We start from the raw sequence: 25,617 nt of genomic DNA, 5'->3' as shown, positions 1-25,617 counted from the left end.
CCCGCGGACGACGACGGGATGGGTTCCCTGGTCCGGCGGCTGTTCGACGCGCGGGACGACGCTCTCCCGTATCTGACACACCAGCAGGAGACCGTCACCCGCGGCGAGTTACGCGAACGGGTGGCCAAGCAGGCCGCCGTGTTCGCCGGATTCGGCATCGGTCCGGGCAGCACCGTCGGGCTGCGGACTCCGCCCAGCTTCACCCAGGTCGAGGTGCTGCTCGCGCTGTGGCGGCTGGGCGCCCAGGTGATGCTCTTCGACTTCCGGCTCAAACCGGCCGAGGTGGCGGCGCTCTGCGCGTCCTGCCGGCCGCAGTTCATGGTCCGGGCCGGCTCCAACGTCCAGGCGACGTTCGGTTTCCGGCCCGAGTACGAGGTCGTCACCGAGTGCCGTGGAACGGGCCGCCCGGCCACCACCGGGCACCGGCTGGTCCAGTTCAGCTCGGGCTCCACCGGGCGGCCGAAGGTGATCGGCAGGACCGCCGCGTCGCTCGCCGCCGAGGTGGACCGGTTCGCCGGGATCACCGGGATGCCGGGTGAGGGCGACCGCGTACTGCTGCTCAGTTCGACGGCGCACAGTTTCGGCCTGGTCGCCGGACTGCTGCACTCCCTGGCGGCCGGCGTCTCCGTCGTCTTCGCGCCCCGGATCTCCGTCCGCGACCTCCTGCGGACCGCTGCGGACCACCGGGTCACCGCCCTGTTCGGGGTGCCGATGCACTACGAACTGCTCGCCGCCGCAAGCGATCCCCCCGGACTGCCCGACCTGCGGGTCGCGGTGTCGGGCGGCGAGCTGATGCCCCCGGACGTCGCGGCCCGGTTCGCCGAGCGGTACGGGGTGCCGGTCGGCGAGTCCTACGGGACCACCGAGAGCGGTGTGGTCGCCATGGACGTCGGCGGCACGCTGCGGCCGTCGGTCGGCCCGGCCGCACCGGGCATGGTCGTACGGGTGCGGCGGGGCGAACTGGACGTCGCCCTCGACGAGTCGCCGTACCTCTTCGACTCCGGCGGTACGCAGTACGCGGACGGCTGGCTGCGTACACGGGACCGGGCCTCGGTGGACGGCACCGGTGCCGTGCGGGTGCACGGCCGCGGCGACTCCCTCGTCGTGATCGGTGGCCTCAAGGTGGATCTCACCGAGGTCGAGAACGTGTTGCGGGGGCATCCCGCGGTTGAGCAGGCGGTCGTTGTCCACGAGGGCGTGACCGAGGCGTATGTCGTGACCGCCGCCGCGTCTTCCGCCGAGGGCGGGGTTCCTTCTGCCGAGGAGTTGCTGCGGTGGTGCCGGGAGCGGCTCGCCGACTACAAGTTGCCGCGGGTGGTCCGGCTGTTGGACGCGTTGCCTCGCACGTCCAACGGGAAGCTCGTTCGCCAGCCCACGTTGTTGCGTGAACGCGCCGCTGGGTGAGGCGGGGCAGCTCCCGCTGTTCGTCGGCTGCGGGCCCGTCGTGGCTTGTCGCGCCCCGCGGCGGAGCCGCAGATGTCACTGCCCCGCGCCCCTGAAGTGGGCGCTCCCGACTTTCCTTCACTGGAGTTTTCTGATCATGAGTACGTCAACGTTGGAAGACGAGATCCGTGAGTTCGTGCTCGGCACCGTCATCGACGAGATGAACATCCTGATGAGCCGTGACGGCATCACGGACGAGAGTCCGGTGACCGTCGGTGGGCTGGATCTGGACTCGCTGAGTCTGATCGAGCTCACGCTGCGTCTGGAGTCGCGGTTCGGTGTGGAGATACCGGACACCGACATCGAACCCCTGGCCTCCCTGACCCTCGGCTCCCTCGTCGCCGAGATCGTCCGACGCGGTGCGAAGGCATGAGCACGGGGGCCACCGCCCGCGACGCGCTGGAGGGGGAACCCGCGCTCTCCCCCCTCACCATCGACACCGTCCGCGAGTTGCTGGCGGACCGCAAGATCTTCCCCGGCGTGCCGGCCGAACTCGGTGAGGACACCGAACTGATCCTGGATTCCCTGGGGTTGGTGTGGCTGCTGCACGTGGTGGAGGAGCGGTTCGGGCTGGTCGTGGAGCCCACCTACGAGGACATCGCCGGGTTCACCTCGCTGCGGCGGCTCGCCGACTATCTGCGTGCCGCCCAACTGGACCAGACCGACCGGGTGGACCCGGTTGAAGGGGGTGGTCGCCATGAGCGGTGAGGTGGCCGTCACCGGGTTCGGTGTGCGTACCGCGTTCGGCACGGGGGCCGATGCCTTGCGGCGGGGGGTCTTCGCGGGGGTTCCGTCGTTCGCCGCCACGACCCGGTTCGACACCGGGCCTTACCGTACGGCGATGGCGGGGGCCGCGGCCGATGGGCCCGGGGGTGTCGAGGGCTGGGCTCTGCGGCATGCGCTTGCCGAGTGCGGCGATGAAGCCCTCGCCATGGCAGGGCTCGCTCCAGGTGCGGAGGCTGCCGTGTTGCTCGGTGTGGCCGGGGATCACACGAGTGTGACTCGGTATTGGCGGGGCGCCGGGTCGGATGGAAGCCGCGGGCCGGATGTAGCTGGTCGCGCAGTTCCCCGTGCCCCTGACGGGGCGCCCATGTGCGGCACCTCCACCGACACGGAGCGAGTTGCCGATGCCGTACCCGCTCGGCTGACCGAACTCCTGGCCGGGGAACTCGGGTTGACCGGCCCCCGGCTCACCTTCACCAATGCCTGTGTCGCCTCCGCCGCCGCGATCATCCACGCCTGCCGGCTGATCTCCTCCGGGCGGATCGACGTGGCCGTCTGCGCGGGTGGATATCTGGTGGAGGAGGAGACGTTCGGGAAGTTCGACTCCGGGCGGGCGCTGTCGCGTGACGGGATGGTGCGGCCGTTCAGTGCCGACCGCAGTGGGCTGCTGCTCGGCGACGGTGTGGCGGTCGTCGTGCTGGAGTCCGCCGAGCATGCCCGGCGCCGCGGGGCCCGGCCGCTGGCGGGCGTGGTGGGCTGGGGCGCGGCCTCGGACGCCCACCACATCGCCCAGCCGCACCCGGAGGGTGTCGGACTCGCCCGCGCGGCCCGGCAGGCGATGCGGCTCGCCGGCGACCCGGACGGGGCCGCCCTCGACTACGTCAACGCCCATGGCACCGGCACCAAGTACAACGACGGGGCCGAGACCCGCGGACTGCGGGCCGCCTTTCCGGAGCGGGCCGAGTCGATACCGGTCAGCTCGACCAAGAGCACCACCGGCCATCTCCTGGAAGCGGCGGGCGTCGTGGAGTTCGTGATCACGATGCTGGCCCTGACGGACGGCGTACTGCCGCCGACCGCCGGGTTCACCCGGCCCGACCCGGAGTGCGACCTCGACTACGTGCCGAACGAGCCCCGCCGGACCGACCCCCGCCGGGCCCTCACCGTCAACGCCGCCTTCGGGGGCGCCAACACCGCACTCGTCCTGGAGCGGCCGTGACCCCGACAGAGAACACGACGACCAGGAACGGGAACACCACGACCGCCACCGAGAACACCCGCAAGACCGTGCTGCGTTCGTCCCTCGGCATCCTCACGACCGCCACCGCCACCCACGGCACCGGGCGGGACGGAGACATCCCGCTGCCGAGGCTCCCCGGCTTCGTGGAGTCGGCCTTCAGCCCGCTGGCGTACGAGGCCGCCCGGCAGTGCCTCGCCGAACGGCCCGGGGACAGCTCGCGAACCGCGGTGGCGCTGGCGAGTACGACCGGTGACACCACCACCGCGGATCTGGCCAGCCGGCGCATGGTCTCCGGGAAGGTCCACAACCCGCTGCTGTTCATGCAGGCCACCCCCAACTCCGTACTCGGCTATCTGAGCCGGGAGTTCGGGATCACCGGGCAGATGTTCAGCCTCTCCACCCTCGACGACCCGGTGACGGAACTGCTCTCCATGGCGGATCTGCTCCTGGAGGACCCGGAGGTGGACCGGGTCCTGGCGGTGGGCGTGGAACTGGGCGGCGGCGAGCGGTCGGCCGCCGTGTACGAGGAACTGGCCGACGGCCACGGCCACCCGGCCCCGGCCCTTCCCGCGTCCGCCGGACTGGCGGCGGCGGTCCTGCTCGGCCGTCCCGGCGCCGGCACACCGGTGTCGGTCCGGTCGGCCGACGCGTACGACACCGGCACCCGCGCCGGCGCCGACGCGGCCGGGGCGAGGGGGCGGCCCGGCGACATCCAGGGCCTGTTCGACCTGGCCGCCGTCCACCGGCGGCTGCTTCGGGAGGGCGGCAGCCATGTCCTGGTGACCGGCTCGCGCGCGCCCGCGTTCCTCCTCACCGCCGACACCGACGCAAGGAACGAGACGGAGACCCATGCTCATCAGTAGGCAGGAGCGGGCGCGGATCTGCTCCGACACCGAACTCGGCGCCGGCAACGTGCTGGAGCGCCTGACCGCGTACGGCCGCCCGCTCGACGAGCCCGTGCTGTGGACCGACGGCGGCTGGCGGGCTCCGGACGGCAGCCGGCCCGAGGTGCTCACGCTCGGGCAGCTGAACGAGGCGGTCGAGACGTACGCGGGCTGGTACGCCGCCCGGGGTGTGCGGCCCCGCGACCCGGTCGCCGTCCATTCCTACTCCAGCACCGAGTTCGCGGTGAACTTCCTGGCGCTGACGGCTCTCGGCGCCGTTCCGTCGTTCGTCAACGGCAATCTGCCCGCGGAGACCGCCCGGGAGTACGTACGACGGCAGGGCGCGGTCGGCGCCTTCACGGACGGCGAGCACCATGACGTGCTGTCGGCCGCGGAGGGGGTGGAAGGGGCGGACCGGCTCGGCTTCTGCGTCACCGCCGCCGACATCCGGCCGGAGCACCGCGAGTTGCTCCCGTCCTCCTATCCGTACCGGCACGACCCCACCGATCCGGTGCTCATCTCGCACTCCTCCGGAACCACCGGTATGCCCAAGGGAGTTCCGCACACCCACCGGACGCTGATGTACGCGCAGGTGCACCGGCTGCGCTACTCCACGGGCACCGACATGGCGCGCACGCTGGTGGGGCTGCCGGGCGCGCACAACGCCATGGTGGCGACACTGCTGTACTGCCTGCTGCTGCGCACGGACATCAAGTTGCTCTCCAGCCAGCGCGGCACCCAAGTACTCGAAGCCATCGAGGAGTTCGGCCCCACCACCGTGCTGGCCTTCGCCGGGACCTTCGGCGAGATGGCCGCCGAGCCGCTCGCGGACCGTGATCTGTCGAGCGTGCAGGTGTGGTTCAACACCGGGGACGCGGCGCACGAGGCGCACATCCGGGCCCTCGTCCAGCACGGCAGCCACCGGACGATGGGCAAGGACCTGCGGCTCGTACGCGTCGAGGGCTCGGTCTTCGTGGACGGGCTCGGCTCCTCGGAGGCCGGCTACTCGGTCTTCCACAACCGGCACACCAAGGACACCTCGGCCTACTCGCGCTGTGTCGGCAAGCCCATCAGCTTCGCCGAGGCCGCCGTGCTCGCCGAGGACGGCACCCCGCTGCCGCCCGGGCGGATCGGCCGCCTCGGCCTCAAGTCGCCCACTCTCACACCCGGTTACTGGAACGACTCGCTGACCTGGAACCGGATGCGGCTGGGCGGCTACTGGCTCACCGGCGACCTCGCCCAGCAGGACGAGGAGGGCAACTTCTACCACCTGGACCGGGCACCGGACGCCGTCCGGACCCGCGACGGGATCCTCTTCAGCACCCGAACCGAGGAACTCCTGCTGCGGGAGCTGCCCGAGCTGGCCGACTGCACGGTCGTCGGGGTCGCCCCCGAGGGCGTACGGGCCGACTGGGACGGCGACGGAGAGGCCGAGGCGTACGCGCTGCTCCAACTCGCCGACGAGCGGAGCGACAAGGCGAGCGAGGAAGCGAGCGACGAAGCGAGCGTCGAGGGAAGCGACGAGGAGGAGGCGTGGACCGGGCGGGTCAACGCCGTGCTCACGGCCGCCGGATTTCCGCCGGTTACCCGGGCCCTGCGGATGAAGCCCGACGACGTGGCCAAGGGCGCCACCGGCAAGGTCCTCAAACGCGTGATGCGCGACCGGTTCGCCGCCAGGGGGCAAGTGTGAGTGCCGACGAGGTCAACCACCGCGCGCAGACGGTGGACGCGTACCGGCTGTGGTGGCAGCACGACGCCCACTGGTACCAGGGGGTGGCGAGCCGGTTCGGGCAGCAGGCCGCGAACGAGATCAACGCCGAGGCGCTGCGCAAGGTCGCCCTGCACGTCGGGCAGCGCGTCGCCCGCAGGTCGGGACCGCTCCCCGGCAGCGGTGACAACGGCAAGGACCTGGAGGAACTGCGCCGCCGCTACGACGAGTGCGGCGACCGGATGTTCCCCCGGGAGCTGCGCAACGCCTCCACCGAGGTCGAGGACGAGGACGCGGGCCTGATCGTGCTCACGCTGCGGCGGAACTTCGCCATCACCATGGTCCGGATGGCCGGTTCGCTGGAGGGCTACCAGTGTCCGTGCACGGACATCCACGCCGGCTGGTCCGAGGGGCTCGGCGTGACCCTGACGGAGAACCGGGCCGAGAGCTGTCTGCGCGACGGCGACAAGGCGTGCCGTCTGCTGATGCGGGTCGCCACTCCTGTCGCTCCCCCCGCTCCCGTCTCCTCCACCACGGAGGGCTGAGCCGTGCGCGTACTTGTCGCCGGGGCCACCGGAGTGGTCGGACATCCGCTGGTGGGCGCGTTGCGGGCGCGGGGCCATGAGATGGTCGCGCTGGTACGGGAGGAGTCGCGGGCCCGGGCTCCGGAGGCGGACGCGGTCGTGGTCGCCGACGCCCTGGACCGGAAGGGCCTGCTGTCCGCGGTGTCGGCCGCCCGGCCCGAGGTGGTCGTCCACCAGATGACGGCGTTGCGGCTGCTGCCCGCCGACCCCGTGGAGGCCTTCGCGCTGACCGCGCGGCTGCGGACCGAGGGGACCGCCAATCTCGTCGCGGCGGCCCGTGCCGCCGGTGCGCGGCGGCTGGTCGCGCAGTCCGTCGCCTTCGCCGCCGCTCCGGCCGGGGACCCGGTCCTCGACGAGGACGCACCGCTGTACGTGGACGCCCCGGACGCCGGGTGGGCCGCCACCGTACGGGCCGTCGCCGAACTGGAGCGGCAGGTCCTGGGCGGGGGACCGGACCTCGCGGGCGTGGTGCTGCGGTACGGCACCCTGTACGGCCCCGGGACCGCGTACGCCCGTATCGGCGGGACCGGCCAACGGGTGTTGGCCGGAAAACTTCCGCTGCCCGGGGGCGGGGCCGGGATCACCTCCTTCGTGCATGTGGGGGACGCCGTGGGGGCGGCCGTGGCCGCGGTCGAGTCGGAGGCCACCGGCGTCTTCCACGTGACCGACGACGATCCGGCCCCGGCCGCGCAGTGGCTGCCGCACTACGCCCGCACGCTTGGCGGCCCGGCCCCACGGACGATTCCGGCGGCACTCGCGCCCCGGCTCCTCGGCTGGTTCATGACCCATCAGCTCACCGCGGCACGGGGCGCGGCGAACGACCGGGCCCGTACGGAACTGGGCTGGAAGCCGCTGCGGCCGAGCTGGCGCGACGGGCTGGGCCGGGAATGACCGGGCCCGGTGACGCCATCACCCTGTGCGTGATCGGCGCCGGTCCGCGTGGGCTCTCGGTCCTGGAGCGGATCTGCGCCAACGCGGGCCGGGCCGCCCGGCCGGTCGCGGTCCATCTCGTCGACCCGTACCCGCCCGGCGCGGGTGCGGTGTGGCGCACCGGCCAGCCGCCCGAGCTGCTGATGAACACGGTCGCCTCCCAGGTGACCCTGTTCACCGACGACAGCGTGGACTGCGCGGGGCCGTCGGTGCCGGGCCCGAGCCTGTACGAGTGGGCGTGCGCACTGGGTCCCGGGGAGTACCCGGACAGGGTCCTGGAGGAGGCGCGGCGGCTCGGCCCGGACACCTATCCGACCCGTGCCTTCCACGGCCACTACCTGGAGTGGGTCTTCCGGCATCTCTTACGCACCACCCCTCCCGGAGTGACGGTCCACACGCACCGGACGACCGCGGTCGCGCTCGCGGACACCCCGGACGGGCGGCAGACGGTGACGCTGGCGGACGGTCGTCGGCTGTCCGGGCTGGACTCGGTGGTGCTGGCGCTCGGCCACGGCGACCTGACCCCGAGCCCGGAGGAGCGTGCGCTGGGCTCCTTCGCCGACCGGCACGGCTCGCTCTACGTGCGGCCCGCCAACCCGGCCGACGCCGATCTGAGCCGGATCGCGCCGGGCACACCGGTCGCCCTGCGCGGCCTGGGGCTGAACTTCTTCGACTGCGTGGCGCTGCTCACCGAGGGCCGCGGCGGCACCTTCAAGGAGAGCCAGTCCGGCCTGGTGTACCTGCCGAGCGGCAACGAGCCGGTGCTGTACGCCGGTTCGCGGCGCGGAGTGCCGTACCACGCGCGCGGCGAGAACGAGAAGGGCGCGCTCGGCCGCCACCACCCCCGCTTCCTGACCCCGGAGGTCATCGCCTCTCTGCGGCGGCGCGCGGACGACGGACACCCCGTCTCCTTCCGTGGCGAGATCTGGCCGCTGATCGACCGTGAGGTGCGGACCGTCTACGTCGAGGCGTGGACCGACCGGTACGGGGCACCGCCCGCCGAGCCGTGGGACTGGCAACGGATCGAACGGCCCTACGGCAGTCGGGACTTCACCGGCCGCGACGACTTCCGGCACTGGCTTCTGGAGTACCTGCGGCGGGATGTCGCCGAGGCCCGGATGGGCAATGTGAGCGGACCGATGAAAGCCGCTCTGGACGCCCTGCGGGACCTGCGGAACGAGATCCGGCTCGTCGTCGACCACGGCGGGGTGTCCGGCGCGTCGTACCGGGCCGAACTGGACGGCTGGTACACGCCGTTGAACGCGTACACGTCGATCGGCCCGCCGGCCTTCCGCATCGAGCAGCTGATCGCGCTGATCGAGGCCGAGGTGGTGCATGTGCTCGGCCCGGGGATGCGCGTACGGCCCTCCGCGCGCGACGGCGGCTTCCTCGTGGACGCGGAACAGGTGCCCGAACCACCGGTGCTGGTCCGCGCGCTCGTCGAGGCGCGGCTGCCCGTCGTCGATCTGCGCCGGAGCGCCGATCCCCTGCTGAAGGGGCTCCTGGCGGCCGGTGACTGCGTCCCGTACCGGCTGGGCGGCCGGGAGACGGGCGGGCTCGCAGTGACGAGGAACCCGCCCCGGCTGGTGGACGCGGCCGGCCGGGCGCACCCGCGCCGGTTCGCGTTCGGGGTGCCGACGGAGGGGGTGCGCTGGGTGACGGCTGTCGGCATCAGGCCGGGCGTCGGCTCGGTGACGCTGGAGGACTCGGACGCGATCGCGCGGGCGGTGCTGATGCTGCCGGAGGCGACCGAAGTCCCACCGCTCGAAGTCCCGCTTCCAGAAGTCCCGCCACCGGCCGTGACTTTGACGGCACATCAGACACGTCAGACACATCAGCCATCAGGCGAAAGAGGTCGAGGAGCGTGAACGTGATGTCCGCAGGCACCGACGCGGGCCTGCTCGCCCCCACCTGGGCGGGTACGCCCGCGGCGGCCGAGGTGACCGACGAGGCGTGGCTGCAGGCCATGCTGGACGCCGAAGTGGCCCTGGCCCGGGCCCAGTTCGCGGTCGGACTGACACCCGCCGCCGCGGTGCGGACGATCGCCTCGGTGGCCCGCGCGGACCGGCTGGACCTGGTCGCCCTGGCCCATGCGGCCCGGGCCGCGGCCAACCCGGTGGTCGCGCTGGTGACGGCGTTCACCGAGGTGGTCGCCGCGAAGGACGCGGCCGCCGCCGAGTACGTACACCGGGGGTCGACCAGCCAGGACATCCTCGACTCGGCGGCCATGCTGATCGCCCACCGGGTGCTCGGTCTGATCGCCGCCGACCTGGAACGCACCGGCAGCGCCCTGGCCGCGCTCGCCGACACCCACCGCCACACCGTGCTCGCCGGTCGCACCCTGGCCCAGCACGCGGTGCCCACCACCTTCGGTCTCAAGGCGGCGGGCTGGCTCCAGTTGGTCGGCGACGCCCTGGTCAGGGTGCGGGCGGTCGCCTCCGCGCTCCCGGCCCAGCTCGGGGGAGCGGCCGGGACGCTCGCCGCGTACCGCGAGTACGCCCTGCTGGACCGCGGGGAGGACGGTAAGGGCGGGGACGAGGGCCGGAACCCGGTCGGCGGCGAGGGCGGAGTCGAGTTGCTCCGCCCCTTCGCCGAGGCGCTGGGGCTGGCCGAGCCGGTACTGCCGTGGCACACCGTGCGCACGCCCGTCGCGGAGGTGGGGGCGGTGCTCCAGCTGGTCACCGGTGCGCTCGGCAAGTTCGCGCTCGACGTGCAGACCCTGTCCCGTACCGAGATCGGTGAGGTGTCCGAGCCCGCGGCGGCCGGACGCGGGGCCTCCTCGGCGATGCCGCAGAAACGCAACCCCGCGCTCGCCACGCTGATCGTGTCGGCCGCTCGTCAGGTGCCCGCCCATGCCCTCGTACTTGCCCAGTGCCTGCTGGCCGAGGACGAGCGGCCCGCAGGGGCGTGGCACGCCGAATGGCAGCCGCTGCGGGAGGCGTTGCGGCTGGCGGGCGGGGCCGCTCACACCGCCGTCGAGCTCGCCGAGGGACTGGTCGTCCACCCGGACCGGATGCTTGCCAACCTCGAACTGACCGGGGGCGCCCTCGTCACCGAACGGCTGACGGTGGCGCTCGCCCCGGCGCTCGGCAAGGTACGGGCGAAGAAGCTGCTGACCGCCGCGTCGGCCGAGGCGGCCGACACCGGGCGCTCGCCGGCCGAGGTACTGACCCAACACCCGGAACTCTCCGCCCTGTTCACACCCGCCCGGCTGTCGGAACTGCTCGACCCGGCCCACTACACGGGCGCGGCCGACGCACTGGTCGACCGGGCACTGCGCAGATACGCGGAACTCGACGCCCCCCACACCGGCACCGGCACCGGCACCACGGACGACACCGGCGGCACGAACGACACGGACACCGCATACGACGACGGAGGCAGCCGATGACCGCCGTGAGCCGGGTGGAGGAGAAGGCCGTCCCGTCCCGGTCCTGGCCGGTCCTCCTGGTCGTGGTCTGCGCCCAGATGCTGATCTGGCTGGACACCTCGGTCCTCAACGTCGCCGTCACCACGCTCGCCGACCCGGTCGACGGCCTGGGCGCGACCCCCGCCGAACTGGAGTGGGTGGCGAGCGCCTACACCCTGGTCTTCGCCGGAACGCTCTTCGCGGGAGGCGCACTGGCCGACCGTTTCGGCCCCCGGAACACCCTCGTCGCGGGGCTCGCGCTGTTCGGCGCCGCCTCCGGCGCGGGCGCCTTCGCCACCGGTCCCGCCTGGCTGATCGTGGCGCGTGCCTTCATGGGCGCGGGCAGCGCACTGCTGATGCCGGCGACCCTGTCGGTCATCGTGCAGAGCACCCCGGAGGAGAAACGCACCCGGGCGATCGCGATCTGGAGCTCCTCCAGCGGTCTCGGGGTGGCCGTCGGCCCGGTCGTGGGCGGGGCGCTGCTCAGCCACTTCTGGTGGGGCTCGGTGTTCCTGGTCAACGTGCCCATCGTGGCCCTGTGTCTGGCCGGAGTGGTGGCCGTAGTACCGGAGTTGAAGGGCCCCCGGCGCAGGGTGCTCGATCTGCCGGGTCTCGCCCTGTCGGTGCTCGGCCTCGGCGGAGTGGTCTACGGGATCATCGAACTCGGCAACGGACAGACCTGGTACGGCCCGCACGTGCTCCTCCCCCTCCTCCTGGGCGGCGCTCTGCTCGCCCTCTTCGTCGCCGGCCAGCGCAGGTCGCCCGCGCCCAGCCTGGACCTGCGGCTGTTCCGGCAGCCCGGGTTCACGGCCGGGAGCGTGGTGCTGCTGATCGCGTTCATGGCGCTGGCCGGGCATCTGTTCTACGCGGCCTTCTATCTGCAGGGGCCGCGCGGGCTCTCCCCCGCCGACGCCGGAACGGTCATGATCGCCGCGGCGATCGGCATCGTCCTGGGCAGTCAGGCGTCCCCCACGCTGAGCCGGCTGCTCTCGGCCCGGTCGACGGTCGCGGCCGGGGTCCTGGCCACGTCTGCCACGTACGTCGGCTATCTGTGGTTCGACGGACAGACCCCGATCCTGACCGTCGCCGCGCTGCTGTGGGTGCAGGGCTTCGGGATGGGGCTGGTCGGTACACCGGTCACGGCCGTGATGATGAGCGGGGTGCCGCCGCATCTCGCGGGCGCCGGGTCGGCCGTCAACAGCGTCACCCGGCAGGTGGGCGGGACGCTCGGAGTGGCGATGACCGGCTCGATCCTCTCCGGGGTGTACCGCGAGCGGATGTCGGACGCCGAACTGCCGGGCGGGGCACGGGGGTTGACGCCGGAAGCCGAGGAGCAGGCCCGCACCTCCGCCGAGGCGGCCCGCTCGCTGGCCGGTTCGCTGCGGCTGCCGGAACTGGCGGCCACCGCCGACCGCGCCTTCCTCGACGCCATGTACGCGGCCACGTTCTGGACCGCCGTACTGGCCCTCGTCGGATTCGCCGTGAGCGTCGTGGGACTGCGGACACGGAACGTCGACACAGGAAGCAGCGGAAGCGGAAGAAGTGGGGACGACGATGGAACAGGCAACGGCCCGGTCGGTCTTCGTGACCGGGGGGAACCGGGGGATCGGGCTGGCCACGGCCCGCCGTCTCGCGGCGGCGGGGGACCGGGTCACGGTGACGTACCGGGGTGAGGAGCCGCCGCCCGAGACCGCGGAATTCCTCGCCGTACGCTGCGATGTGAAGGACAGTCAACAGGTGGACCGGGCCTTCAAGGAGGCCGAGGCGGCCCACGGTCCGGTCACCGTCCTGGTCGCCAACGCCGGTACCACCCAGGATCGTCTGCTGGTGCGGATGACCGAGGAGGACTTCACCTCCGTCGTCGACACCAACCTCACGGGGTCGTTCCGGGTCGCCCGGCGGGCGGTACGCGGAATGCTGCGCGCGGGCCACGGACGTATCGTGCTGATCTCCTCCACGGCGGCGCTGCACGGAGCCGCCGGGCAGACCAACTACGCGGCCTCGAAGGCGGGTCTGGTCGGTTTCGCCCGTTCGCTGACCCACGAACTCGGCCCCCGGGACATCACCTGCAACGTGGTGGCGCCCGGCCTGACCGAGACGGACATGAGCCGTGCGCTCACCGAGGAGCAGCGCGGGAACCTGCTGCGGCAGACCCCGGCCGGCCGGCTCGCCCGACCGGAGGAGGTCGCCGACGCGGTGGCGTTCCTGGTCGGCGCCGGGTATGTGCGCGGCGCGGTGATCCCGGTGGACGGGGGCGCGGGGCTGGGGCATTGAGACCACCGCGGCCACCCCGGCGTACCGCGGCCCCTGGATCCCCCGTATCCCCCCGAGCCGCTCACCCTGGCGACCGCGGTGTCGGCCGTCACCCTGGTCGCGGGTGCCGTCGGCTGGGGCCTGGTCGTCGTGGGCCTGCGGGAACGGGCGGTCCGCGCGGAGACGGAGGCCACGCTGCGGGCCGAGCAGGCGCGGCAGCACGCCCGGGAGGAGATCGCCCGGGAGATGTCGGCGGCCGACGACATCGACGTCGTCGCGGAGGCGGCCGACGGAGCCGACGTGCGGGCGCTCGTGGACGAGTACCGTCCGGATCTCGTCCTCATGGACATCCGCATGCCGAGGATGGACGGTCTCGCGGCCACCGCGGCGCTCCGGGAGCTGCCGCGGCCTCCGCAGGTGCTGATCCTGACTACCTTCACCGCCGACAGCTACGTACTGCAGGCCCTGCGCGCCGGAGCGGCGGGACACGTCCTCAAGCACATGCCCCCGGCCCAGATCGTGGCGGCGGTGCGCAACGTCATGGCGGGCGAGCCCGTGCTGTCCTCTGCTGCCGTCAGGCAACTGATCGACACCGTGACCGACCCCGGGGGCGTCCCCGGCACCTCCCGCCACGAGGAGCGGGAGAAGGCCGAGGCGATGCTGGACCGACTCGGCGCCCCGGAAGCGGGAGGTCGCCCTCTCCGTCGCCGAGGGCAGAACGAACGCGGAGATCGCCACGGCCTGCCACATGAGCCTGCCCACGGTGAAGGCCCACGTCTCCCACATCCTGACCGGACTCGATCTCAACAACCCCGTACAGATCGCGCTGTTGGTCTACCGCGCGGGCCTCGTCTGAGCGTTCCGCTTCGCGGGCGGTGGTGGAGGGCGGCGGGGGCGGTCGTGAAGCCGCGGGAGTGGCCGTCGGGCCGCGAGACCGGGCGCCGGACCGCGACCGGGCCGGGCCGGGCGCCGGACCAAGGAGCCGCCCCGGTACGGAGCACGTTCGGCACCGAACACGCTCGGGGCGGGAACCGGCACGTTTCCGGCGGCTCACGCCGGTCCGCCGGGCACCTGTGCGGAGTAGCCTGAGGTCACCGAGGGCATTTCGTACGCCGGCCTTCATGCCTACGTCGTTCTCGGTGAGCGACAACACCGGACGGCTGCCCGCGGGCCGCGGTCCGGAGACAGGTTCGCGCGATGTCCGCGACCACCGATCGTCCCCCGCTGCGGATCGTCCCCTTCAGGGCTCCGACCGCCCGCCTCGCGCTGAAACCGACGAACACTCCCCCAGGACTTGAGCGACTCCCAGAACTTCCTCGACTTCCTGGACTTCTGGACGGCGCCTGGTGGCCCCGCTCCCGCGACCTGACACACGAACTCTCCGCCCTGGCCGACGTCCTGGACCCTCTCGGCGGCCGGATCACCCGGATCGCCGTCAACTGCTCCTACTGGCCGGTCGTCCCCCGCAGGATCCCCGTCAACGGCCATGTGGTGAAGGTGGGTTGGTTCACCACGGAGCTGGACCCCCACAAGATCCTGCTGCTCTCCCACACCACCGGCCGCTGGAACCTCCTGGTGATCCCTCCGGAGTCGAGTTCCTCCGCGGCCGCGCGGCTCATGGCGGCCGCGAGCGACAGCACCGGCCCGTCCACGACCGCGACCGCCACCGAACTCATCGCGGCGGAGCACGCCCTGCACGGCGCCCCGGCGACCGACGGAACACGGAATCCCGCGGAAGCCTGGCAGGACGACGAGACCGACCCTCCGCTGCTCCCGCTGGTCAAAGAGGCCGCGCTCGCCCGGCCCGTTCCCCCGGTCACAGGGCGGTGACCGGCATGACCGGCGCCCTGGCAGCCAGCGTGCTGCTGATCCTGACCGTCGTGGCGACCCGCCTGATCCAGCCCGCCGCCCGGGCACGCCGCCGGCCACCGCCGGGGCTCGTCGCGCGCCCCGCCGAGGTCCGCCCCCGCCACGACCACCGGGACGGCGGCCGAGGCCGCCTGCGCCCCCGCCGCCGGAGCACGCGCCACTAGGGGTGCCGGGCGGATACCGAGCCGATCGGCGCAGGGTGACCGAATCGCACCTGTGTGCGCCTCGGATCCGTACGCAGGGGCCCGTTCCAGGACCGGGTCGCACGGGGCCGGGGGAGGGAGTAGACATGGTGGCATGAGCGACAGTGATGCGCCTGGTGGGAGAGAGAGCCCGGGCATCAGGACGGACCCCGACGCCGGTGCGGACGCCGACGTGGAAACAGATGCGGACGCCCACGTGGAAACCGACGCCGATCCCGATCCCGACATCGCCCACACCCCCTCCCCCTCCCGCTCTCTCGACAGCGAAATCGACATGGGCGTCGACATCGACTTCGCGAAGGTCTTCCAGGCCCTGCCCAGCCCGGTCCTGCTGCTCGCGCCCGACCTGACGATCCTCGCCGCGAACCGGGCCTATGTGCAGGTATCGGGCCGTGGCCTCGACGAGCTGGTCGGGCGGTTCCTCTTCGACGTGTTTCCCGACAGCCCCTCCGAGGAGGCCACCGGCGCCCGGACCCTGCGTACATCGCTCGAACGGCTGCTGGCCACCGGCGAGCGGGACACCATGGCCCTGCAGAAGTACGACGTCGAGGTGCCCGACCGACCGGGTGTGTTCGAGGAGCGTTACTGGAGCACGGTCAACATCCCGGTCCTCGACGCGGACGGGCGGGTGTCGCTCATCGCCCACCGCGTCGAGGAGGTCACGGCTCTGATCCGCGCCCGCCAGGCCGCCACCCCGACGCAGGGCACCCAGCACGCCTCCCCGACCACGCTCAGTCAGGAGGACGCGATGACCGCCGACCTCCTGACCCGCTCCCAGGAACTGCAGGAACTCAACGAGGAGCTGCGCAAGGCCCACGCCCGCACGCACGAGGTCGCCGTCACGCTGCAGCGCGCCATGCTGCCCGGCACCGCGCTGCCGCGGCACGGCTTCGCCGCTGTCCGGTATTCGCCCGCGGCCAGCTTCCTCAACGTATGCGGCGACTGGTACGACCTGATCGACCTCGACGAGGACCGGCTGGCCGCGGCGGTCGGCGACGTCGTCGGCCACGGTCTGGAGGCGGCCGGCGTCATGGGCCAGCTGCGCAGCGCCCTGAGCGCCGCGATCCGCGCCACCGGCCGGCCCGCCGACGCGCTCACCACCCTCGCCCAGCACGCGCACACCGTCGAGGGCGCGCTCGCCACGACCGCCGTCCAGGCCGTCATCGACCGCGCCGCCCACACGGTCACGTACAGCTGCGCCGGCCACCCGCCGCCACTCCTGGCCCACCCCGACGGAACGGTCGACCTCCTGGACACGGCCACCGACCCGCCCCTGGCGGCCTGCGACGACACCATCCTCCGCACCCAGGCGACGGTGTCCTACACCCCAGGCGCCACCCTCGTCCTCTACACCGACGGCCTGATCGAACGCCGCGGCGAAGACATCGACCAGGGCCTCCACCGCCTCACCCACAGCCTCAAACGCCACCACACCCTGCCCCCGGAACCCCTGGCGGACGCCATCCTCACCGACCTGGTCCCGGCCCCACGCCGCGGCCCGGACGACGACACGGCACTGGTGGTGATCCGGCTGTGACGGCTCACCACGCAGAGTTGTCGCACCAACCACGCCGTGATCACGGAATCTTGCATGTCCGATGCTCAGAGACAGGTGCAGCTACGCCTTCTCGGCGCAGCCGTGCTGCCTGACAGGGGAGGTCGTGAACCGACCGCTGCTGTTCCTTCTCGGCTCGGCGGCGGCCTCTGGAAGCCCGGCTCAACCCAGAGCGTGGGAAGGCCCTGCTCGGACTCGGCTATGAGCGTTGCTGGGCCACCACATGGATGGACGACGCCAACCGATGGGTTCCCCTTGGACCGGCCCGCCATCGCCGAGCACTTCGTTCCTGAGTCCGTGAGTTCGATCGCGAGAAGGTCGCACAACGGGTTGGACAGCCCGACCTGACCGTCACCACGGGGGGACGGGTTCGTCGCGGCCGCTCTCGATCCCGAGGGATGGCATTGAAGCCTTCTCGGTAGAGCACGGTTCGAGACTTTTCGGCCTGGACTCACGGCGCCATCGCTTGATCCAATGGTGGATGACATCCTTCTGGACAGGCACGCGGATTCGTCTGCGCGGGATCGAGCCCGACGACTGGACCGCGTTCATGCGGTTCGCCGTGGACGAGGAGCGGTTGGGGGACGCGGTGTGTCCGCCCCGTTCCGCCGAGGGGCATCGCGCCTGGGCGAAGGAGCAGGCCTCTGCCGAGCCCGACGGTGACTGTTTCCGGCTGGCGGTCGAGGCGCTCGACACCGGGGAGATGGTCGGCGCCGTCTCCTCCAACCACGCCGATCCGCAGGCGGGACGGTTCGAGTACGGCGTCACGGTCGGCGCTGATCACCGGCGCAAGGGCTACGCGGCGGAAGCCGTGGTGATGCTGCTGCGGTTCATGTTCGCCGAGCGGCGCTACCACAAGTGCGAAGCGCGGGTCTTCGCCTACAACCAGGGGTCGTTGGCGCTCCATCACCGGCTCGGATTCGTCGAGGAGGGGCGCCTCCGCGATCACGTGTTCCTCGCCGGCCGGCACCACGATCTCGTCCTCCTGGGCATACTCGCCGGCGAGTTCGCCCAACTGCACCCGCCGACCGAGCCACCCTTCGACAAGTAGGCCACGCGGTCTTGCCTTCGGTGAATCCATCCACCAACATCTTCGCCGATGGATAAAACTTTGAACCGGAGCTGCAGCTGGAGGCGGAAGCCGAAGCCGGGATTCAGGGCGGTCGTGGTCGGGCTTCTCGTCGGTCTGGTCCTCGGTTTGCTGGGCGTCGCCCCAGCCACCCCCGCCATGGCGGCCGAGCATGCCAACGCCGAGGCCCGCCTCCCCCAAGTCTGGCCGACGCCACAGGAGTTGCGGTCCGGGCACGGTTCGCAGCGGCTGCCCCGGGAGGTCGTCGAAGTGGTCGGGCGGCGGACCGACCCGGCCGCGCGCAGGCTCGTCGAGCGGGTGCTGCGGGATGCCGGGGCCCGGAGCATCCGGACCGTCACGGCGGGGCGGCCCTTGCCGGACGCCGACCTCACCGTTTATGTCGGCGGGCCGGGCGAAAACCCCGCCACCGCGCCGGTGTTGAAGCGGCTCGGGGGCGAGTCGCCCCGAGGGCTGCCGGAGGGCGGGTACGCGGTTGCCGCCGGGCGCGGGCAGGTCGCGCTGTCCGGCGTGGACGTCACCGGCACGTACTACGCCGCGCAGACCTTCCGTCAGCTGGTCGGCCGAGGCAAGGCCGTACCCGACGTCACCGTCCGCGACTGGCCCGCCGCCGCCCTCCGTGGTGTGGTCGAGGGCTTCTACGGGGCACCCTGGTCGCAGCGGGACCGGCTGTCCCAACTGGACTTCTACGGGCGTACCAAGCAGAACTTGTACGTCTACTCACCCAAGGACGACCCGTATCTGAGGGCGAAGTGGCGGGACGAGTACCCCGTCGAACGGCTCGCGACGCTCAAGGAGCTCGTCGACCGCGCCGCCGCGAACCATGTCCGCTTCACCTACGCCCTCTCACCCGGGCTGTCCGTCTGCTACTCCTCGGCCGCCGACACGAAGGCACTCGTCGCGAAGTTCGAGTCGCTGTACGCCATCGGCGTGCGGTCGTTCGCCGTGCCGCTGGACGACATCAGCTACACCGACTGGAACTGCGCCGAGGACGGGGACGCGTACGGCAGTGGGGGCAGCGCGGCCGGTAGCGCCCAGGCCTCGCTGCTCAACTCGGTCGTCGGCCGCTTCGTCGACGCGCACTCCGACCTCGCGCCGCTGGAGATGGTGCCGACCGAGTACTCCGACCTCGCCGACTCCCCGTACAAGACCGCCCTGCGGGAGAAACTGGACCCGTCGGTCGTCGTCGAGTGGACCGGTGACGGTGTCATCGCGCCCACCATCAGTGCTGAACAGGCGCGCCGGGCAAGGGAGTTGTTCGGGCATCCGGTCCTGCTCTGGGACAACTACCCCGTCAACGACTACACCACCAGCCGGCTGCTGCTCGGCCCGTACACGGGGCGGGAGGCGGGCGTGGCCGACGTCGTCACCGGTATCACCGCCAACCCCATGGTCCAGGCCGAGGCCAGCAAGCTCGCTCTCTTCACCTCCGCCGACTTCGCCTGGAACCCGGACGCGTACGACCCGAGGGCCTCCTTCCTCGCCTCGGTCGCCGACCTCGGCGGGCGGGCGGCCCCGGCCCTGCGGATCTTCGCGGAGAACAACTACTCCTCCCGGCTGAACTCCACCGAGTCGCCCACCCTCACCCCGCTCATCAAGGCGTTCACCAAGGCGCTGGACAGCGGGGACGGGCTGACGGCCGCCGCCCGGAAGCTCCGTTCCTACTTCACCGACATGGCCGCCGCGCCCGGCGAACTCCGCGCCCACCTCGGCAGCTCCGGCTTTCTGGACGAGACTTCGGCCTGGCTGGACAAGCTCGGCGCCTACGGCACCGCCGGCGGCACGGCCGTACGGCTGATGGTCGCGCAGGCGGCGGGCGACGACGACGCGGTGCGGACTCTCTACGGTCAACTCCAGGCTCAGCGCAAGGAGTTGGACGCGGTTCCGCAGCAGGTCGCGCCCGGCGTCATGGAGCAGTTCCTCTACGACGCCACGCTGCGGGCAGCCCCCGATCCCGGCCCGGACGCCTCCTTCCAGCCGTCGTCGCTGTCGCTGGCCCCGGGCGCGAGCGGCACGACCACCCTCACCGTGGCCGACAACCGCTCGACGGTGGAACAGTCCGTCTCCTGGAAGATCGACGCTCCCGACGGTCTCACCGTCTCCCCGTCCTCGGGTTCCGTCACCGTTCCGGCGGGCGGTAGGGCAACCGCCACCGTGACCCTCACGGCGGCCGGCGGGGCGCAGAGCGGCGTACGGTCCGTCGTCGTCCGTGGGGACGGGCTCGTCGGTCGGGCGATTCCCGTGCGGGTGACGGACGGCGACGGCAGCGAGCGCGCACTGACCGCCAACTTCAGTGGTGCGTCGGTCAGTTCGGTGGACCTGACGTCGGGGGCATCGGCCGAGATCGCCGTCGGGAAGAATCCCGGCGAGGTCGTCGTCGGCGCGGACGGCCGCACCGCGTACGCCGCCAACCAGGGATCGGACTCGGTCAGCGTGATCGACGTACCGACGGGCAGGGTGACCGCCACGATCGCCGTCGGTGACGTGCCGGCGGGGCTCGCCCTCACCCCGGACGGGAAGACCCTCTGGGTCGCCGACTACTCCGACGACGCCGTCCAGCCCGTGGACCTCGCGACCGGCACGGCGGGCCCGAAGGTCCCGGTGGGCGACGGCCCGGAGAACATGGCGATCACACCGGACGGGTCCACGCTGTACGTGGCGAACATCCACGACAGCACGGTCACACCCGTAACTCTCCCCGCGGGCAGGGCCGGTACGGCGATCCCTGTCGGACCGAACCCCTTCAACGTCGTCGCGGCGCCCGACGGGAGAACCGTCTACGTGTCCAACTCCGGTGGCTCCACGGTCACTCCGATCGACACCGCCACCAACGACACCCGCCCCACGCTCCTGGTCAACGGACAGCAGGCGTACGGGCTCGCCCTCTCCCCGGACGGGCGCACCCTGTGGGTCAGCGCGAGCACGGGCGACAGGGTCACCCCCGTCGACACGGTCACCGGCGCCCCCGGCACCCCGGTCACCGTCGGCAGGTCCGCGTTCGACGTCACGCTCGACTGGAACGGGAGCACCGCGTACGTCACGACCGCCGACGCCGGTGAACTCGTGCCGGTCACGACGGCGGGCGGCACGGTCGGCAGCGCCCTCCGGACGGGCGCGTATCCGCTGGCCGCGGTGGTGACCCCGGTGCCGGTCGGCTAGTCGGCCGGCCGGGTTCCGGACGCGGAGGGAGGGGAGGGACGCCGGGAAGGTGCCCTCGCCGTCCTCCTCGTACGCCCGTCCTCCGTGGTGTGGTGGTCGCCGCCGGTGGTGTACCGGCGGCGACCACACCGCCCTGGCGCGCCACCCCCCGGTCGGCGGGTTGCAGGGCATGGGATCCCTCATGGGTCGCCGCGGCACGCGGGAGTGCGCCGTGGCGTGGTCCGCAAGGGACACGTGGTCGAGGGCCCGGCCGCGAAGGGGCGGCGGGGATACGGAAGTTGTCGCGGGCTGTGGAGACCGCCTCGTCCGGACGCCCGGGGACAGGGGGCGGATGCGCCCGGGGACAAGGGGCGCGCGAGAAGCCGGTGAACGCGGCTTCAGTGCTGTGACGGCTCCCGAAAGAGCCTCACTTCTCACTCGGCTCCGAGCCTAGGCCTGACCGCCTGTTCTGGATAGCCCTCAGCCCGTACGTCCCGAATGCCCGTACGGGCACCGCCACCTGCGCGCCGAGCGGTACCCGACTGATCCCGACGCCCCGTTTACCCCGGCGGCTCCTGCTGTGATGATGCCGAGTCGGGGGATGACCATCCCGCGCGGCCGGGGGAGGACCCGTATGACCGAGGTGTACTTGCGCAGACTGTCCCGGTGGCAGGCCGAGCAGCAGCGGGCCGCCGTCGCGGATGTGCACGTCACGGCGTACCGGGGTGCCGCGGGGGCCGAATACCGCGACCGCCAGGGCTTCCTGGACCGGTTCGAGCAGCATGTGCAGCGCCTCGGCTTCGACATGATGGTCGCCGACGCGGGCGGGCTGGTCGGCTGCGCGTACGGGTTCCAGGTGGAGCGGACCGGCGAGTGGTGGTCGGACTTCCGTGGCGAACTTCCCACGGACATCGAGGAACTCACCGCCTCGGGCCGTACCTTCCTGCTCGCCGAGCTGATGGTGCTGCCGGCCCACCGCAGGCACGGCGTCGCGACGCTCCTGGGCGAAAGGCTGCTGGCCCGGCTCGAAGCCGATCTGGTCGTCGCGGCCGTGGACCTGGAGCGACCCGACGGCGAAGGAAGCGACGCCGGAGAGGTCGGTGACGGCGGGGGCGGGGGCGGTGACGGCGGCAGTCGTCCGCCGAACGCGGCCCAGGAGACCGTGCGTGCCTGGGGTTGGTCGAAGCTGGGCCTCCTCGCCCCCCACTCCCCGTCGGCCGTCCGCGAGGTGTGGGTCCGCAAGCCACTGCGGTGATCCGCGATGGGCCGCGGTGGGCCGCGGTGCCCCGTCAGCCGGCCGGACGCACGCCCGCCGCCGCGGCCGCCATCAGCGGCTCCGCGTCCGCCGCGTCGACCTCCGGGGGCACGACCAGCAGGTCCCAGCGGCCCCGGCCCGGACTGACCAGGCAGACGGTGTGCCGGCCGTGCGTCCCGGTCGACCGGCTCAGCCGTACGACGTGGTTCGCGACGAGCATCCGGCCGGGCGACACCGCCCACATCGCCGTGTTCACGGTGACGCCGGTGATCTGTCCCCATGTCCGGGGCAAGGCGCCGATCAGCAGCGGAAGTTCGGCGAGCAGATCGCGCGAGTGGGGCCACCACGCCCCGTCGATACGGCGCGGCATGGTGCTGTGCGGGGCCAGTCGGAGGCGGGCGAGGGGCTGCGAAGGCAGGGGTTCGAGGACGGGGACGGTGGTCATGGAGCGCTCCTGTCTGGGGGCACGACTGCGGCGTGCCGGTGGTTCGTTCGCGGCGGACACGGCGGACCGCGCGACGGAACGGGCTCTCTTCTCCCTGCGGCTCGGTCGAGCTTCTCCTGCGGCTCGGTCGAGCCGGGTGACAGGTGGCTCCTTGGCCTCGATGCCCCGGCGCCTTCGTGCTGCTTCCCTGAGCCGATGAGTCGGTGACCCGGTGGTTCGGTCACTCAGTGGTTCAGTGGCTCGCTGACTCAGTGGTTCGACGGCTCGGTGGTTCGGTGACTCGCCGACGCGGAGCGTGCGGTCAGGGTCGTGTGCCGCCCCGGCACTGGGGCTCGACCGGCGGACGTGAACGACTTCAACCGGCCATGGGGCGGACCCTGCCCCGGGCTCTGATCGGCCCGGCGTCGTCGTGCGCCGAGGACGAGACCGACTCGATCACCGGTGTACGACATGCCCTCGGTTCCCCCACCGTACCTTGACCCCAGGCAAACGAGGCTGCCGAGACCGTACGGTTCGCGAGGTCTCGGCCCGCGTCAACTTCCGCGCCGACCTCGCCGCTTCGGCACCGGGACGTCGGGAATCGGTCGGATACCGGCCAGGTTCGGCCTCTTCGAGAGCCCACCCGACGGATACCGGAAGGGGCTCGACGGACGCCTCCTTTCCGGCAGTACGCTCGCCGTACGGCAGCCCGTGTCCCCGGCCCTCACCGTGAAGTCCCGTTCCGCGCAACTGAGGCTCTGCGCCAGGAGGACCACAGGAGGACCAGAGGAGATGGGACACATGGGCCCGCATCCCAGCCTGTTCGACGAGTGCCGTGTGGTCGGGGCGAGCGGCGAGCTGGACCTGACGACCGCCCCGGGGTTCACCCGTGACCTGGAGGACGTGCGCCGCGGCACCGGGCGCCTCTTCCTCATCGTCGACCTGAGCGGCCTGACGTTCATGGACGGCAGCGCCCTGGACCCGCTGTGCGCGGCCTGGGACGACTGCCGGTCGCGGCGCGGCTGGACCCGGGTCGTCTACGCCCGCCCGTGCATAGGTCTGGTGTTCCGGGCCGGCGCGGTCGTCGAGCGCTTCCCCCGGTACGCCAGTGCCCGGGACGCCTGGCGGGGCATGCCCGCCGACGGCCCGGAACAGTGGAACTCGACGGCGGACCGATCCGCGTAGGGTTACGACGCAATCCGGTCGGTGCCTCGCTCCGAGGCTCCCGGCCGCGGCTGAACGGAAACCGGTGATCAGCGACGGCATGGCCGACGTTCTCCGGTCACTGCGCCTCGGCGGGCACGGTGATCCGGCCCGGGCGTGCGCGCTCGCGCTGGGCGCCGAGGGCGTCGCGCTGTCGCTGCTCGTGGGCAACGGCGGCATGGCCGAGCCGCTCTGGTGCCATCCCGAGGTGAGCGCCCGTTTCGAGGAACTCCAGTTCACGCTGGGCGAGGGCCCGGGCCCGGACGCGGTGCGCACCGGGTCCCCCGTCATGGAGCCGGACCTGGACCGCGTACGCCCGGACCGGTGGCCCGCGCTGCTGCCGCCCGCGCGGGACATGGGCGTCCACGGGGTGTGCTGCTTCCCGCTGGGCATCGGGGCAATCCGGGTCGGCGTACTGACCGTGCTCTGCGACGGCGACCGGACGATGTCCGTCCAGCAGAGCGCGGACGCGACGGCCCTGGCCGCCGCACTGACCGGCGCGCTCCTGAACGGGGACGGGCGACGACAGCGGGGCGAGGACGGGGACGGGGACCTGAGCGGGAACGGGAACGGCGGCCCGGTGCTCGGCATGTTCCTGGACCGGCCGACGGGACTGCATCGCGCGGCGGTGCACCAGGCCACGGGAATGATCAGCGTCCAGCTCGGTGTGACGATGGAAGAGGCTCTCCTGCGCCTGCGGGCCCGCGCCTACAGCAGCGAACGCCCCCTCGGGGAGGTCGCGGACGACGTGGTCGCCCGCAGACTCCGCTTCAACGACAACGACAACACCACCGGCGACACGACCAGCGACACCAACAACGACGCCTCCGGCAACGGCTTCGGCGACGGCTTCGACGACAACACGAACGGGCCGTACTCGCCCGGCGACGGAAAGGGATGATCGGCATGGCCCGCGAACAACGTCTGGCCGAGATCTTCGTGGAGGTCGCGGACTCTCTCGTCGAGGACTTCGACGTCATCGACCTGCTGCAACGGCTGTCCACGCGCTGCGTCGAGCTGCTGGACGTCTCGGCGGCGGGCATCCTGCTCGTGGACGCCCACGGCGAGCTGCAGATCATCGCCGCGTCGGACGAGCACGCCCGCCTGCTGGAGCTGTTCGCGCTCCAGCACGACCAGGGCCCGTGCGTGGAGTGCTACCGCACCGGCACGGCCCGTACCAACATCGACCTGACGCGGCCGGAGACGACGACGGCCTGGCCGCACTTCGCCGGCCGGGCCCGCGAGACGGGTTACGTGAGCACGCACGCGCTCCCGCTGCGTCTGCGCAACCGGGTCGTCGGCGCGCTCAACCTCTTCCAGAGCGCGCCGCACCGCCTCGGCGACGCCGACATCGCGCTCGCCCAGGCGCTCGCCGACGTGGCCACCATCGCGATCCTCCAGCAGCGCACGCTGGAGCAGTCGCACATCGAGAACAGCCAGCTGGCGACCGCGCTCACCAGCCGCATCCTGGTCGAGCAGGTCAAGGGAGTACTGGCGGAGCGCTGGGACACCTCGGTGGACGACGCCTTCGCCGCGTTCCGCTCGTACGCGCGATCCCATCACCTGCGCCTAGCGGACCTCGCCACGCGGATCATCGCGGGAGACTTCGACACCGCGGCCATTCCCGCCCCGGCCTCCGCCCCCACCCCCGCAACAGCACCGACACCGGCCGCGCCGGAAGACCGCACCCGATAACGGACGACCGGTCG

At 72.2% G+C, this 25,617-nt stretch carries 22 protein-coding genes and 1 pseudogene; 22 read left to right on the top strand and 1 reads right to left on the bottom strand.

Annotated features, from left to right (window positions below):
- The first annotated feature begins 18 nt into the window (after positions 1-18).
- From OG718_RS29240 to OG718_RS29150, 19 genes and pseudogenes are all read left to right on the top strand, one after another.
- A complete protein-coding gene (locus OG718_RS29240) occupies positions 19-1,404 on the top strand; it encodes a class I adenylate-forming enzyme family protein (protein ID WP_143641562.1) in 1,386 nt (461 codons plus the stop codon).
- A 136-nt stretch (positions 1,405-1,540) separates the two neighbouring features.
- Positions 1,541-1,816, top strand: a complete 276-nt coding sequence (locus OG718_RS29235; protein WP_143641502.1) for an acyl carrier protein — start codon at positions 1,541-1,543, stop codon at positions 1,814-1,816.
- Positions 1,813-2,151: an acyl carrier protein gene (locus OG718_RS29230; protein WP_143641501.1), complete on the top strand. Its 339-nt coding sequence runs from the start codon at positions 1,813-1,815 to the stop codon at positions 2,149-2,151. Before OG718_RS29235 ends, OG718_RS29230 begins: the two co-directional genes overlap by 4 nt.
- Positions 2,141-3,385: a beta-ketoacyl-[acyl-carrier-protein] synthase family protein gene (locus OG718_RS29225; protein ID WP_306939074.1), complete on the top strand. Its 1,245-nt coding sequence runs from the start codon at positions 2,141-2,143 to the stop codon at positions 3,383-3,385. Before OG718_RS29230 ends, OG718_RS29225 begins: the two co-directional genes overlap by 11 nt.
- Complete coding sequence (locus tag OG718_RS29220) at positions 3,382-4,269, top strand: hypothetical protein (protein WP_260695538.1); 888 nt, start codon at positions 3,382-3,384, stop codon at positions 4,267-4,269. The genes OG718_RS29225 and OG718_RS29220 overlap by 4 nt, the downstream gene beginning before the upstream one ends.
- Positions 4,256-5,980: a class I adenylate-forming enzyme family protein gene (locus OG718_RS29215; RefSeq protein WP_328845588.1), complete on the top strand. Its 1,725-nt coding sequence runs from the start codon at positions 4,256-4,258 to the stop codon at positions 5,978-5,980. Before OG718_RS29220 ends, OG718_RS29215 begins: the two co-directional genes overlap by 14 nt.
- Positions 5,977-6,543 carry a hypothetical protein gene (locus OG718_RS29210; RefSeq protein ID WP_328845587.1) on the top strand — a complete coding sequence of 189 codons (567 nt, stop codon included), beginning with the start codon at positions 5,977-5,979 and terminating at the stop codon, positions 6,541-6,543. The genes OG718_RS29215 and OG718_RS29210 overlap by 4 nt, the downstream gene beginning before the upstream one ends.
- A 3-nt stretch (positions 6,544-6,546) precedes the next feature.
- A complete protein-coding gene (locus OG718_RS29205; protein WP_328845586.1) occupies positions 6,547-7,473 on the top strand; it encodes an NAD-dependent epimerase/dehydratase family protein in 927 nt (308 codons plus the stop codon).
- The gene (locus OG718_RS29200; RefSeq protein ID WP_328845585.1) at positions 7,470-9,380 is read left to right on the top strand and encodes an FAD/NAD(P)-binding protein; all 1,911 of its coding nucleotides are present in this window, start codon (positions 7,470-7,472) and stop codon (positions 9,378-9,380) included. The genes OG718_RS29205 and OG718_RS29200 overlap by 4 nt, the downstream gene beginning before the upstream one ends.
- 5 nt (positions 9,381-9,385) lie before the next feature.
- Positions 9,386-10,903, top strand: a complete 1,518-nt coding sequence (locus tag OG718_RS29195; protein ID WP_328845584.1) for a class-II fumarase/aspartase family protein — start codon at positions 9,386-9,388, stop codon at positions 10,901-10,903.
- Positions 10,900-12,594, top strand: coding sequence for an MFS transporter (locus OG718_RS29190; protein WP_328845583.1), 1,695 nt, complete (start codon positions 10,900-10,902; stop codon positions 12,592-12,594). The genes OG718_RS29195 and OG718_RS29190 overlap by 4 nt, the downstream gene beginning before the upstream one ends.
- Positions 12,476-13,195 (top strand): 3-oxoacyl-ACP reductase FabG, encoded by a 720-nt coding sequence (gene fabG, locus OG718_RS29185; RefSeq protein WP_328845582.1) that lies wholly within the window; start codon positions 12,476-12,478, stop codon positions 13,193-13,195. Before OG718_RS29190 ends, fabG begins: the two co-directional genes overlap by 119 nt.
- 225 nt (positions 13,196-13,420) lie before the next feature.
- Positions 13,421-14,030 (top strand): annotated as a pseudogene (locus OG718_RS29180) (response regulator).
- A gap of 341 nt (positions 14,031-14,371) precedes the next feature.
- Positions 14,372-15,004, top strand: coding sequence for a DUF5994 family protein (locus tag OG718_RS29175; protein ID WP_328845581.1), 633 nt, complete (start codon positions 14,372-14,374; stop codon positions 15,002-15,004).
- Between the two features lie 5 nt (positions 15,005-15,009).
- A complete protein-coding gene (locus OG718_RS29170; RefSeq protein ID WP_306939061.1) occupies positions 15,010-15,207 on the top strand; it encodes a hypothetical protein in 198 nt (65 codons plus the stop codon).
- 133 nt (positions 15,208-15,340) lie between these two features.
- Entirely contained in the window at positions 15,341-16,783 is a 1,443-nt protein-coding gene (locus OG718_RS29165; protein ID WP_328845580.1) for a PP2C family protein-serine/threonine phosphatase, read from the top strand.
- Between the two features lie 499 nt (positions 16,784-17,282).
- A complete protein-coding gene (locus OG718_RS29160) occupies positions 17,283-17,852 on the top strand; it encodes a GNAT family N-acetyltransferase (protein WP_328845579.1) in 570 nt (189 codons plus the stop codon).
- A gap of 48 nt (positions 17,853-17,900) precedes the next feature.
- A complete protein-coding gene (locus OG718_RS29155; RefSeq protein ID WP_443055153.1) occupies positions 17,901-21,047 on the top strand; it encodes a beta-N-acetylglucosaminidase domain-containing protein in 3,147 nt (1,048 codons plus the stop codon).
- A 613-nt stretch (positions 21,048-21,660) separates the two neighbouring features.
- Positions 21,661-22,281 (top strand): GNAT family N-acetyltransferase, encoded by a 621-nt coding sequence (locus OG718_RS29150; RefSeq protein ID WP_143641483.1) that lies wholly within the window; start codon positions 21,661-21,663, stop codon positions 22,279-22,281.
- A 34-nt stretch (positions 22,282-22,315) separates the two neighbouring features.
- Here the strand turns inward: OG718_RS29150 and OG718_RS29145 are convergent, their stop codons facing one another.
- Positions 22,316-22,726, bottom strand: a complete 411-nt coding sequence (locus tag OG718_RS29145; RefSeq protein WP_143641482.1) for a DUF5994 family protein — start codon at positions 22,724-22,726, stop codon at positions 22,316-22,318.
- A gap of 780 nt (positions 22,727-23,506) precedes the next feature.
- Here OG718_RS29145 and OG718_RS29140 point away from each other — a divergent pair.
- From OG718_RS29140 to OG718_RS29130, 3 genes are all read left to right on the top strand, one after another.
- Positions 23,507-23,890: an STAS domain-containing protein gene (locus OG718_RS29140; protein ID WP_328845577.1), complete on the top strand. Its 384-nt coding sequence runs from the start codon at positions 23,507-23,509 to the stop codon at positions 23,888-23,890.
- Between the two features lie 79 nt (positions 23,891-23,969).
- Entirely contained in the window at positions 23,970-24,809 is an 840-nt protein-coding gene (locus OG718_RS29135) for an ANTAR domain-containing protein (RefSeq protein WP_328845576.1), read from the top strand.
- Positions 24,806-25,603, top strand: coding sequence for a GAF and ANTAR domain-containing protein (locus OG718_RS29130; protein ID WP_328845575.1), 798 nt, complete (start codon positions 24,806-24,808; stop codon positions 25,601-25,603). The genes OG718_RS29135 and OG718_RS29130 overlap by 4 nt, the downstream gene beginning before the upstream one ends.
- Positions 25,604-25,617: the final 14 nt, after the last annotated feature.

The organism is Streptomyces sp. NBC_00258 (assembly GCF_036182465.1).
In the GTDB taxonomy this organism is placed as follows: domain Bacteria; phylum Actinomycetota; class Actinomycetes; order Streptomycetales; family Streptomycetaceae; genus Streptomyces.
This window is presented reverse-complemented; position numbering and strand designations above follow the sequence as displayed.

Coding starts and splice junctions, on each gene's coding strand:
- OG718_RS29140 (WP_328845577.1), top strand. CDS start 23,507: ATGGGCCCGCATCCCAGCCTGTTCGACGAGTGCCGTGTGGTCGGGGCG.
- OG718_RS29155 (WP_443055153.1), top strand. CDS start 17,901: ATGGATAAAACTTTGAACCGGAGCTGCAGCTGGAGGCGGAAGCCGAAG.
- OG718_RS29130 (WP_328845575.1), top strand. CDS start 24,806: ATGATCGGCATGGCCCGCGAACAACGTCTGGCCGAGATCTTCGTGGAG.
- OG718_RS29135 (WP_328845576.1), top strand. CDS start 23,970: ATGGCCGACGTTCTCCGGTCACTGCGCCTCGGCGGGCACGGTGATCCG.
- OG718_RS29150 (WP_143641483.1), top strand. CDS start 21,661: ATGACCGAGGTGTACTTGCGCAGACTGTCCCGGTGGCAGGCCGAGCAG.
- OG718_RS29145 (WP_143641482.1), bottom strand. CDS start 22,726: ATGACCACCGTCCCCGTCCTCGAACCCCTGCCTTCGCAGCCCCTCGCC.
- fabG (WP_328845582.1), top strand. CDS start 12,476: ATGGAACAGGCAACGGCCCGGTCGGTCTTCGTGACCGGGGGGAACCGG.
- OG718_RS29200 (WP_328845585.1), top strand. CDS start 7,470: ATGACCGGGCCCGGTGACGCCATCACCCTGTGCGTGATCGGCGCCGGT.
- OG718_RS29160 (WP_328845579.1), top strand. CDS start 17,283: ATGACATCCTTCTGGACAGGCACGCGGATTCGTCTGCGCGGGATCGAG.
- OG718_RS29215 (WP_328845588.1), top strand. CDS start 4,256: ATGCTCATCAGTAGGCAGGAGCGGGCGCGGATCTGCTCCGACACCGAA.
- OG718_RS29195 (WP_328845584.1), top strand. CDS start 9,386: ATGTCCGCAGGCACCGACGCGGGCCTGCTCGCCCCCACCTGGGCGGGT.
- OG718_RS29175 (WP_328845581.1), top strand. CDS start 14,372: ATGTCCGCGACCACCGATCGTCCCCCGCTGCGGATCGTCCCCTTCAGG.
- OG718_RS29225 (WP_306939074.1), top strand. CDS start 2,141: ATGAGCGGTGAGGTGGCCGTCACCGGGTTCGGTGTGCGTACCGCGTTC.
- OG718_RS29230 (WP_143641501.1), top strand. CDS start 1,813: ATGAGCACGGGGGCCACCGCCCGCGACGCGCTGGAGGGGGAACCCGCG.
- OG718_RS29190 (WP_328845583.1), top strand. CDS start 10,900: ATGACCGCCGTGAGCCGGGTGGAGGAGAAGGCCGTCCCGTCCCGGTCC.
- OG718_RS29165 (WP_328845580.1), top strand. CDS start 15,341: ATGAGCGACAGTGATGCGCCTGGTGGGAGAGAGAGCCCGGGCATCAGG.
- OG718_RS29170 (WP_306939061.1), top strand. CDS start 15,010: ATGACCGGCGCCCTGGCAGCCAGCGTGCTGCTGATCCTGACCGTCGTG.
- OG718_RS29235 (WP_143641502.1), top strand. CDS start 1,541: ATGAGTACGTCAACGTTGGAAGACGAGATCCGTGAGTTCGTGCTCGGC.
- OG718_RS29240 (WP_143641562.1), top strand. CDS start 19: ATGGGTTCCCTGGTCCGGCGGCTGTTCGACGCGCGGGACGACGCTCTC.